Source organism: Paenisporosarcina sp. TG-14 (genome assembly GCF_000297555.1).
Lineage (GTDB): Bacteria > Bacillota > Bacilli > Bacillales_A > Planococcaceae > Paenisporosarcina > Paenisporosarcina antarctica.
The window spans coordinates 1-10,869 of sequence record NZ_AMGD01000071.1; the positions used below are offsets into that span (position 1 = coordinate 1).

Genomic DNA, 10,869 nt, shown 5'->3' on the forward strand with positions numbered 1-10,869 from the left:
CCATGCTGGGCACACTAACAAAAGACTCCTTCCCATACCGGGAAAGAGTCTTCTTTAGTTAAAATATAAGATGTTTCAAGTAGAATTTCCATCCTGCATCCTTAGTTGATTTCCAAGATGGAGATTCCAGTGGCATCGGGAAGAAAATAGCTGGTGCATATTTGTAGTCGTTAATTTTCGGTTCATAAAGCACCACTGAATCATTTTGTAACCCTTCACTAATTACCGAACGTGTTTTCCAGTCAAACTGGATCGTCACAGGTGTTTCTACCGAATAGCCGTCTTCATTTACAACATGTACGACAGCTGACTGCTCAAAACGATCGTATAGCCAAGCAGTGTTGACTGAAATAGCTTGTTGCGCTTCGTTTACCACTACCAGAGCATTTGTATTATTACCAAATGGTAAGTTATCAATTGGCTCGTTTGGTTGAATACGAACTTCATAGTAAGCAAGTGGATTGATATGTTCTTTAAGATCTAGAGCTTTATATGCTGTTAAGAAATCAGAATCTGTTGCAGGAACTTGGGATATTTCCGTTACAATTCCTTCAATCGATTGATCCATTCCATCAGCTTGCAAACGTACGCGATCGTCCACTTCTACGTCTTGCCATTGCTCGTCCGTCGCATATGTGACGATGATTCTTTCGTTACTATAAATCTCAATTGCAAGGCGGTCATTTTTATCTCGAATAGCCGACACAACTCCATCAACTGGGCTAATTAGAGCAGCCGCTCCTTCTTGAGCAAGTTGCGCATCGACAACGACTAATTGTTGATTCACTTTTGATCGACTTTCTTCGGCATATGCAATTGCTTGAGCGAAGGCACCATCTTGTTGTACAGCAAGATCAACTCCGACATCGACATTAATATCAACGTTCACTGTTTGCTCTTCGGTGTCTTCAGTAACTGTATCTCTCGAGTTTCCTGTTGAATTACTTGAGTCGCTAGCATTCGCTCGGTCTGATTGTAATGAACTAATCGTCGCGTTTATTTCAGTCAGTTGACGCTCAAGTCCTTCACGCTCAGATTTCCAAAGCGTTCGCTGCTCGTCTGCAGTTGACGTGTTAAGAGTAGCAAGTTCTTGACCTGTCGTAACGACGTCTCCATCTTTGACTAACCAGTTTTGAATAACTTCATCATTTTCCGCGTAAACGGTGCTGACACTAAGGGGTGCAATGAGAGATTCTTTTGGTAATTTCTCTTCATAATTCCCAGTAGCTACACGCTCGTATTCATGCACATAAAATACTTTCGCAACGGTGCTTTTGTCGCTAAACAACAGAAGGGCGTTAGTCGCAAGAAAAGTCGAAATCCCTATAGATATACCAATTGTTACCCACTTATTCATTGAAGACACCCCTTTCTATGTATTGGGCGAACCAGTCTTCAAGAGGAAGCAAGCCAACTGATGCTGTAATTAGTGCCATGACAATATGAATGAAAAGGAGAATAACTAACAATTTACGCGGGTTCATATCCGTAAAGGCATGGATAAAACGAACTTGAAGCGCAATAATAAGCGCTGAGAAAATCGTTAATTGATTGAAGAAAAACACAAGAAAAGTGTCTTCAAAAACTGCTGCTGCAAGTGGTCCAAATGAAAACAAGGATATATGCGTCGTAAAGCCTGTCATCATAAAGGTTAACCATAATAATGCTTTTTCAAGTAGAAGAATTCCCACTACATACAGTTGTAAAACGGCGAGTCTAGATAACTCGATTTTTGTAATTCGATTTAATAGGAATGCAATGCCAAAAAAGTGGAATGACATGTAGAGTACTGCCCAAAGAATAATTCCGACAAGTGAAGAGAGACGTGCTAGTGTATATGGATCTGCGCCACCAAATGCGTATAAGGGAGTGATGTGATGAGTATTTATTCCCCACATTTCTTGTGCTACATATAAGACTAGTCCAAAAAAGCCAACCATCCACACACGGTTTTTGAAGCCCCGCATGGTGCCCGAACCGAGATTACCTATTAATTCTTGCTGATTTGCGAAATATCGCCAAAATCTGAAATCAAAAACCATAACTTGAAGTTCCTTTCCTTACCTACCAGTAACTATTAATCTTCCTTTACTTTACCAAATTCCGACAACATTTGGAACGACTAAATGTTACAGTTCGGTAATTAATTTCAAAAAACTTACCAAATTGCTTTTAGAAATCAAAATGCTATCCACATGCACACACTGAATTGTGAAAAGTGCCACTCTAATAATGCAAAAAAGGATGAGCACCCACCTTTGCTCATCCTTTTTTGCATTGATTTGAAAACAAGATTTAGGCCCCCACCTAAACAGGTTGATAGGATATATGGCTCGAAGGCAACACTGTGTGCACTGTTGTGTAGGAATGAGCCGTGTTTACCGCGTCGCTATGTATCTATCCATCTCCCTCTATTTTTCCTTTCCCAAAAAAGGAATTAATAGCTCTTCTTTATTGTAAGTGCGTTTTAATCAGATGGGAATATTTTCAGGCAAATTTGAATTTTGCCCCTGTTTGCGCTTGTAAAATTGAATTTTACTTCAAAATATAGCGTCAAAATTGAATTATGACTGTTACGGAAAAATAATTAGATAATTATTATAGTAAAAGCCTATTTTTAACCTTCCGCTAATAATTTTCTGAATATACTATACAATTCGGTTTCCTCCGAGAAATTCTTGACTGATACAACTGCCTCCCTTCTTTTTGAACATGATCAGCCAATCAGAGCTACGGAGACTTCTTCTTGCAGAAAACTACCCCAAAAGGATGTGTTTTAATGAAATATAGCAAACTATTCGGCTTCAATACTGTTGATTTATTGTTCGGGGTCATCGGTTCAAGTGCATCAGTGATCATTCTCTATCTCCTTACGTCCCATTAGCTACATGTTTATGTTCAAGAGAAATTTACTCTAAGTCCTTCTTCAACTAAAAACTGTGGAGGTCACCGAAAAAGCTTATGGACTAGTAAAGGTTTGATTTCCGTTACAGGCGGACGCGTTCCGCGGGCGGTCCGTGAGTCTCCTCGTCGCTTGAAAAACCTATGCTCCTGCGGTTACTCGTCGCAAACGAATTGTGCACAATTCGTTTCCTGCGGGGTCTCACCGAACACGCTTTTCCCGCTGGAGTCGCCGCCTTTCACTACAATCACTTCATAATCTAACAGAATGTGTCGGCTTTTCTTGTGAGTTGAATAGCTAATCTTGGTTCAGTCGTTTCCAGGTCACAAAACCAATTTACTTCTATTAATACACCTTCACCAACAGAAAAAAGCCACGAAACTAAAGCGAAGTGGATACTATTTAGGCATTTCCACTGTGTTTTCTAGAGGAAGATTAAATGGTTTTGTTTTCGCTACGCTCCCGAAAACCATGCTATCCCTCTCTATTAAAATGGGATTGCAGATACTTTAAAACGAGATGAGATCGGTCGAAATTGTATCTTCGGCCGATTATTTTCAAGACAATAAGTGTCCCTTCTCTAATTAACCCAAAATCAAAGAACTGTACACGCCATGGTTGGAGGAGAGCGACGGACGCATACCTGCCGTAGGATTGCTTATAAGAACGAGCGCAGATAGAAGTGACAACGTCATTTCTATCTGCGCTTTCATTCCATAGGTTATGATTGCAGCCGCTTTGCCGTCCATAGCGAACCGGAAACCAGAGTAGACGCAGGGGTTCTATAGGTTCTGCCCTTTATCTTTTCTTTCAAAAATGTTACGAGAGGATGTTGCAAACTATATAGTATGCGAATCCCTTCTTTCGAGTAACGCAGAATGATATTTTATAGGTAGCAACAATCGGCCGAAATTGTATCTTCGGCCGACTATTTTTAAGACAATAAGTGTCCCTTCTCTAATTAACCCAAATTCAAAGAACTGTGCACGCCATGGTTGTAGGAGAGCGACGGACGCACACCCGCCGCAGGATTGCCTATAAGAACAAGCGAAGATAGAAGTGACAACCTCACTTCTATCTTCGCTTTCAATCCCTAGGTTATGGTTGGAGCCGCTTTGCGTCCAAAGCGATCCGGAAACCTCAGCTGATACTATTTTTTGGCACTCTGGTTTAGCCACTCTCTACTTCATTCCCTAGGTTTGAGAATATCAATAATTTCACGTGGAACTATTTAATTTATCTGCCGGACTAATTAAAGAAGCCCTTCCACCTAAAAATGGACACATAAAAACACCTCCCGCATTTCTTTAGGTAGGTGTCTTCATTTTCTATTAAGTCCCATGGTTATCCTCCAACGGTTAGTCTATTAGGCGGTTAAAGAGACTCTCATCTCTCATCAACAGTGCGTAGTCAATCATCCGGCTACGATTTGCTTCTTCTAGTAACGAAATGAATTCTTTCGCTTCCTCTTTTACATCGCTCGTAATCTCGCCATTATCGTCTTCCCCGTGTTTTAAGATAGTTTGTAAATGCATATGAATATCTGAAACTAACAATAATTGATAGAGTGGTAAACGAATAAATCTATTTCCTTTTTGAAAGACGAAGACCTCGGACAAGTTTTCGACTTGATACGTATTCATATTAACAATGATTTCTTTTCCTTCTACTGGGATGAAGTGAAAAAGTTCGTCATCTTTCTTAATGGAAAAGTATTGATATGCAAAAACCAATTTCATTTTTTGGCCTTCTAATTTCGAATAAAATGGTTTCATAAGTTGTACGTGTAACATTGTAATCCCCCCTTTTTTACTAAATATTCTGACTACTACTATTATATCACACTACCCTTCTTTTCGTGCATGACACATTCGGAAAAAGACTGCCTTTTAACAGGCAGTCTTTTTGGCCTTACCTATTTGGTTTCTTGAATGTAAAGAAACCATATCCTTGTTCATGATATTGAATAAAAAATCCACGCAGTATGTATTGAAGCGTTGATTCATATTGAGTTCCCATTGATTCTTTGATACTAAAAGAGCATTTATTATTTACAAAATCAATTTCCATATCTTCAATTTGGATACTGTTGAAGGTTATACGTTTAATACGTGCCACACCTTTGTCATTTGATAAAATAACTGCTGATTTTCGTTCTCCCTTTGGGGTAAAATAAAACAGAAATTCTTGGCCGCTTTGATTTTTTATAGCGCTTCGATGTAACCCAGGTAATATGAACTCATAGTATGGGCAAATAAATCAACCTTTCATCATTTAGTTAACTTAATTTTAGTTATTTCGCCTCATTAATTGGTACAATATAACTAAGTTAATATTACTAAAAATTCTGTTTAATGGCAATCAAATTTCGCTATTATTCCACATTATTTTACAAATAATATCAATGAAAAAAAGAACTTTCAATTTTACTAGACACCCATACTTTAAAGAGATGTTGATTTAATTACCCCATCGAAATCTCGGTCACGTAAACGTCAATAATTTTGATCCTGTTTACTATGTAAATTTTAAAATTTATATGTATTTTTGACAGATTATTTTCATTTACTATCTTAATTGTTTCATTTCGCTTACGGTTTTGTACAAAAAGCCGTATAATGAAAGGAAACCTTTTTTTTTGGAGATGTTACTGTTGAGCCATTCATTATTTAATATTGCCGTACGTTACCAAACTCATATCCAACAATGGATGGAGACTATTTCTGATGACCTGCACCCTTCTATTAAAGAAGATGAAGAGCTTGTACGTCGCGCATCCTTCTCTGTTCGTAATGGGACAGTAAGTACACTTTCGTATGATCCTTACGAACATGTATTAACAGCAAAAGTTCAGGATGTTACTCCTGTCATTGTCACTATTTATTTACTTGATGAGCAAGTGAAGTGTAATTGTCCTGAAAATCGTCTATGCCGTCACAGTTTAGCTGTCATTTTTAGTTTATATATGCAAAAGTTTTCTTTATCCGAGTGGGTTCAAGAATGGCGTTCGAAAAAGACAGAGCAACTTTCTCTGCTTTCAAATGAACGTACGCCTGAAAGTTGGAACGCAATTGTTCAATCGGCGTTTGATGCAGTTTCGGCTGATTGGTCTTGGAAAGAGCGTTATTATATCGACAACTCAATTATGCAAATGAAGCAAAAACTAAAGAAGTATAGGCCTTTTGAACGCGAATGGCAGCCTATTTACGATATATATACACGTACGATGTTAATACGCTTATTGTTTGAATCCACTGAAGAGCTAAACGAAAGTATGTTTCGTTCCTCGATTCAAGCGGATATTGAAGAAATGCAACATCAGTTGTTGAATCTTTCGAATAAACCACGTTTGTTCGCAGCGGATGCTTTTTATGATGCGCTCGTTTTGCATGTACGTTATATCGTCTACGATTTTGAAGCAATGGTTGATCTTCGTTTCAATTTGCTACATGCATTTTGGGTTATTTTATTTTCAGAAAAAACCCGACGTGAAGAAGAATTTTCTTACTTAAATGAATTAAAAGGTTTTAATAACGACTTATTCCGGGCATTCTTCTGTGTGTTGCTTAAGAAAAAGGATGAATTACAACTCATTACAGAAACAGTTCATGCTAGCAATATGCCTGAATGGATGCACCTAGCCAAGCTAGCAAAAGAACAAGATGATTTAACCTCATTAACAACCATTTTGTATGCGATGCGTCCACATATTTTTGATTATGTAAATAGTCATTTGTCTGCTTGGAACCGTTCTTTGTTCGTATCCAAATTATATGAGTTGTACAAATTTATTGACATTCCAGACGCGGAACGCGAACAACTTTTTTGGCAATTTGGAACGTTTGGTGTACGCGCCTATTCAGATTTCTTAATTGAACAAAGCCGTTTTAAAGACTGGGTTGCTCTGCATCACCGCTTTGAGTCAACACTTGATTATGCGGAGTCTTGTGGCATGAAGACCGTGTTACAGGAAGCACCTGAAACGGTACTGCCTTTTTATCATGTTCTTGCGGTCAGTGAAGTGCGTGAACGAAATCGCCATAATTATAAACAGGCCGTTCGTATTTGGAAAAAAATGAAATCAGCTGCTAAGAAAAGTGGCAAAACCGATTATTGGAATGACTATGTGAACGAAGTACAACTAAAATATAAACGCTTACGTGCTCTCCAAGAGGAGATACAGAAAGGAAACTTGCCATTATGACTTCCAGTGTATCGCCTTTTATGAAAAACCTAATTCTGTCATTCGAAAAAACGGATGATGGTTTTACGACCGTACATGCCTATAACGATGACGGTATACGGTTATTTACCGAACAATGGATTTCGTTTATTTCCTTTCAACATGAACCATCTTTTTATGGTTTACATCACGATGAAGAATCTCGCTTTCAAACATTAGAGCTAGTGGAACTTTTTTCTCAATCCAATATACATCCTTATGTACATGTTAGTGGGAGAGCCCAAGAAGATGATGTAACCATTTCAACAATTCAGCAAGCCTCAAGTTTGTGGAGTTCTCCAACGCTGTGGGATCAACTTAGTATTGAAGACGAGTCGCTAGTCCTTCATGCAGAGGATGTAAGTGATGAGGCACAAGCAATGCTTACTTCTGCTATCCAACAAAAGCTTTACAGTGCCGGTTTAACGTTTTCGGATATTCCAACACTCCTGCCCTTTTTCAAACAAGGTGGATGGCCCTTACAACCACAAAGTGGTCATGCAGATGTCAACGTGGCACTTCGTTTGTCTGAACCTGAATCTTTTTCAGAAGATTGGCTTCTTGAAACAGTCGTTCGTGGGAAGAGAAGTTCTTCGCACTGGACACCGCCTGTTCGAAAGAAGCAATCTTCAATTTCAGATGCTTTACCGGATAAATGGAAAATTCACGCACCTTATGTCTATGAGACGCAAACCCAAATACTCGACTTGATGAATATTGAAGCGAGTCCAGAATCTTTTTTATCCCGTAATTTAAGTGATTTGGATGTTCGTCACTTCTTACGTGATGATGCTGCCCGGTTGCAAGCACTTGGTTTTGAAGTCATTTTGCCTGCTTGGTTAAAAGTCGTGAAGGACTCAAAACTTCGTGTCAAATCGAATGCGAATACCACTTCATTTAAAACGACTGCCGGATTGAATGAAATTTTGACGTTCGATTGGAATTTCTCCTTAAACGGCCAAGCCATTTCAGAAGATCAATTCAAACAAATGGTTGAAGAAAATCGTGAATACATTCGTGCTGGAAATGAGTGGTTCCGTATAGATTCAAACTGGATGCATGAGATTCGTCAATTAATGGACCAAACGGAAACCGAAAACTGGACCGTCAAAGAATTGCTATTTCGTGAGTTGCCAGATGCATTGGTACAAGGTGAAGATAGCGAAGATGAAGATGATCCGTTATTCCAATTCGAGCTAAATCAATCACTAAAGAAGTATTTGGAACAGCTTCAAGATAAAAAAGAATTACCTACAACCATTGTTTCTCCTCACCTTTTAACAGAGCTACGTCCTTATCAACAAGAAGGATTTGATTGGCTCGTATTTATGCGTGAGCAAGGATTTGGCGTTTGTTTAGCGGATGATATGGGGCTCGGAAAGACTGTACAGTTGATTGCCTATTTACTACATGTGCACCGGACCAATAAAACGACTAAGCCATCGTTCATCATTTGTCCAACATCTGTTTTAGGAAACTGGCAAAAAGAGTTGGCGCGTTTTGCACCTGACTTAGATGTTCATGTGCATTATGGCCAAACACGTTCAAAAGAAGAATCCACAGCTGCCTTTCTTCAAAATATAAAACCAGATGTAGTGTTAACCACGTTTGGTACGGCTTCACAAGATGCTGAATCTTTAAGTGAAATCGAGTGGTCAAGTGTGACGCTTGACGAAGCCCAAAATATTAAAAATATGCATACAAAACAAAGCCGTGCCATTCGTAAATTACGTGGTGAACACCATTTAGCATTAACTGGAACACCAGTTGAAAATCGATTGTCTGAGTTATGGGCGATTTTCGACTTCATTTACAAAGGATATTTAGGCAGTTTCCGGAAGTTCCAAGAAAACTATATTGCACCGATTGAGCGTGATGACTCTGAAAATCACAAGCAAAAATTACGTACAAAAATCCGTCCTTTCTTATTAAGACGTACAAAACAAGATCCAGAGTTGCTGTTAAATCTTCCAGATAAACAAGAACAACGCGAGTATTGCCCGTTAACGACCGAGCAAGCGGCACTTTACGAAAGCTTGATTCAAGAAACGCTGTTCAAGCTCGAAACATTAACAGGTTTTGAGAAAAAAGGACTTATCTTAAAAATGTTAACCAAGCTGAAACAATTGTGTAATCATCCAGCCCTTTATTTAAAAGAGGGGTTTGGTGAAGCGGAGTATATGATGGAGCGTTCTGAAAAATTAGCGCGCATTGTGACACTTGCAGCTGAAATTGCGGCTCGTGGTGAGCAATGTCTCATTTTCACCCAGTACATCGGCATGGGTCACCTATTACAACATTGTTTAAGTGAGTTACACGACATTGATCCACCATTTTTATCAGGAAGTATGCCAAAAGCGCAGCGTGACAATTTAGTTGAAGCGTTCCAAGAAAAAGAATTCCCTGTGTTTATTTTGTCGTTGAAAGCGGGCGGAACGGGACTTAATTTAACAGCTGCTAACCATGTTTTGCATGCCGATCGTTGGTGGAATCCTGCCGTCGAAAATCAAGCGACCGACCGTGCATATCGCATTGGTCAAACACGTTTTGTGCATGTGCATAAGTTTGTGACGATTGGTACGATTGAAGAAAAAATCGATAAGTTGCTTGCCGATAAGCAAGCATTATCCGAAGACTTAATTCAATCAAGTAAATGGATTACGGAAATGGCAGATGAAGATCTAAAGGAACTTCTAACTTTAGGATAATATTTATGTTGAGCACCTGTCGCATTGCCGACAGGTGCTTTTCTTGGTTATTTGTCAAATGACGTTGGTGAAGAATTTTAGTCGGCTATTATTTAATTGTCGCGGGACGGTCCAGAAAGTCAGTAAAACTGAATTTTTACGGCAGTCTTTTCTTACGATTAGTCAAGTATCCCATTGCTTTCCGTTCCAGCGCACTTTCATGTTTCGAAGCTAGCAAAGCGATGCAGAAACAGATGGACGCTTTCCGCGGGCACGGCTTCAGCCTCCTCGTCGCGAAAAACACGCTCCTGTGGGGTCTTCAGCTCGCGCTTTTCCCGCTGGAAAGATATTGGACGAACTGTCATTCGTCCAATATCTTTGCGACGAGTAACCGCAGGAGCACATGTTTTCTCGCCATCTTGCACTCCAAGCAACTAAAATTGCACGTTAAAATTGGATAAGAATATATAAATTGCATGATCCAGTGACATGCTTAAGAGTAGGATTATACTGCAATATAGAAATTTCAGGAATTACAAAAACCTTATTATTTTACACTTTTAAATTAAAACCAGCTGATAAACAAAGCGAACAAAAACAATGCGACACGATTCAATACTTTGATTATATTGTTAATCCCTTCAATTCTTCCGTTATTGTAAGGGTAAATAAAACTGTTTTCTATGAACGGAAGAAGTTATCTTAACGTTTTTAAACATGTTCTCATATAACTTGAAATTAAGGGTGAAACAGATCTAGATAGTCAATGTTGCTGACACCGAACCCTTCGCAATATGTGTAGAGTTGTATGTCAATTTTCCAAGACATATTTACATACTTTCCCTTTAAAAGTCACTTCTTTTTATGAAGTTTTCGTAATGTTTGGATCTTGAATATAGAGTAAAGATTAAATACTATTAGAATGTAACAAGTGAGTTCCCTCCTGGATGATGGTTTTGGTCGACTTTTGTTCTACAAGGAATCTCACTTGTTTTCTATATCTATTTGAACTAATGTTTCCTATATTCTCTTAGTTGATTGGAGTGCAGAGCGGCGAC

General features: G+C 38.8%; 6 protein-coding genes and 1 pseudogene. 2 read left to right on the forward strand and 5 right to left on the reverse strand.

Annotation, left to right across the window (positions count from 1 at the left end; genetic code table 11):
• Positions 1-58: 58 nt before the first annotated feature.
• From C406_RS0116790 to C406_RS21140, 4 genes are all read right to left on the reverse strand, one after another.
• Positions 59-1,357 carry an efflux RND transporter periplasmic adaptor subunit gene (locus C406_RS0116790; protein WP_017381818.1) on the reverse strand — a complete coding sequence of 433 codons (1,299 nt, stop codon included), beginning with the start codon at positions 1,355-1,357 and terminating at the stop codon, positions 59-61.
• Entirely contained in the window at positions 1,350-2,042 is a 693-nt protein-coding gene (locus C406_RS0116795; protein ID WP_017381819.1) for a hypothetical protein, read from the reverse strand. Before C406_RS0116795 ends, C406_RS0116790 begins: the two co-directional genes overlap by 8 nt.
• A 2,218-nt stretch (positions 2,043-4,260) precedes the next feature.
• The gene (locus tag C406_RS0116805; RefSeq protein WP_017381821.1) at positions 4,261-4,695 is read right to left on the reverse strand and encodes a hypothetical protein; all 435 of its coding nucleotides are present in this window, start codon (positions 4,693-4,695) and stop codon (positions 4,261-4,263) included.
• Positions 4,696-4,813: 118 nt separating this feature from the next.
• Positions 4,814-5,020 (reverse strand): hypothetical protein, encoded by a 207-nt coding sequence (locus C406_RS21140; RefSeq protein WP_237740591.1) that lies wholly within the window; start codon positions 5,018-5,020, stop codon positions 4,814-4,816.
• A gap of 526 nt (positions 5,021-5,546) precedes the next feature.
• Between C406_RS21140 and C406_RS0116810 the strand changes: the two genes are divergently transcribed.
• Together C406_RS0116810 and C406_RS0116815 are read left to right on the forward strand one after the other, a co-directional pair.
• Complete coding sequence (locus C406_RS0116810; RefSeq protein WP_237740592.1) at positions 5,547-7,106, forward strand: hypothetical protein; 1,560 nt, start codon at positions 5,547-5,549, stop codon at positions 7,104-7,106.
• Positions 7,103-9,832 carry a DEAD/DEAH box helicase gene (locus tag C406_RS0116815; RefSeq protein ID WP_017381823.1) on the forward strand — a complete coding sequence of 910 codons (2,730 nt, stop codon included), beginning with the start codon at positions 7,103-7,105 and terminating at the stop codon, positions 9,830-9,832. The genes C406_RS0116810 and C406_RS0116815 overlap by 4 nt, the downstream gene beginning before the upstream one ends.
• A gap of 580 nt (positions 9,833-10,412) precedes the next feature.
• Here the strand turns inward: C406_RS0116815 and C406_RS21435 are convergent.
• A pseudogene (locus C406_RS21435) lies at positions 10,413-10,550 on the reverse strand (transposase); the annotation flags it as partial.
• Between the last annotated feature and the right edge of the window lie 319 nt (positions 10,551-10,869).

What these genes read in the sequence shown, in the direction of transcription:
- C406_RS0116790 (WP_017381818.1), bottom strand. Translation starts at nt 1,357, where the DNA reads ATGAATAAGTGGGTAACAATTGGTATATCTATAGGGATTTCGACTTTT.
- C406_RS0116795 (WP_017381819.1), bottom strand. Translation starts at nt 2,042, where the DNA reads ATGGTTTTTGATTTCAGATTTTGGCGATATTTCGCAAATCAGCAAGAA.
- C406_RS0116805 (WP_017381821.1), bottom strand. Translation starts at nt 4,695, where the DNA reads ATGTTACACGTACAACTTATGAAACCATTTTATTCGAAATTAGAAGGC.
- C406_RS0116810 (WP_237740592.1), top strand. Translation starts at nt 5,547, where the DNA reads ATGTTACTGTTGAGCCATTCATTATTTAATATTGCCGTACGTTACCAA.
- C406_RS0116815 (WP_017381823.1), top strand. Translation starts at nt 7,103, where the DNA reads ATGACTTCCAGTGTATCGCCTTTTATGAAAAACCTAATTCTGTCATTC.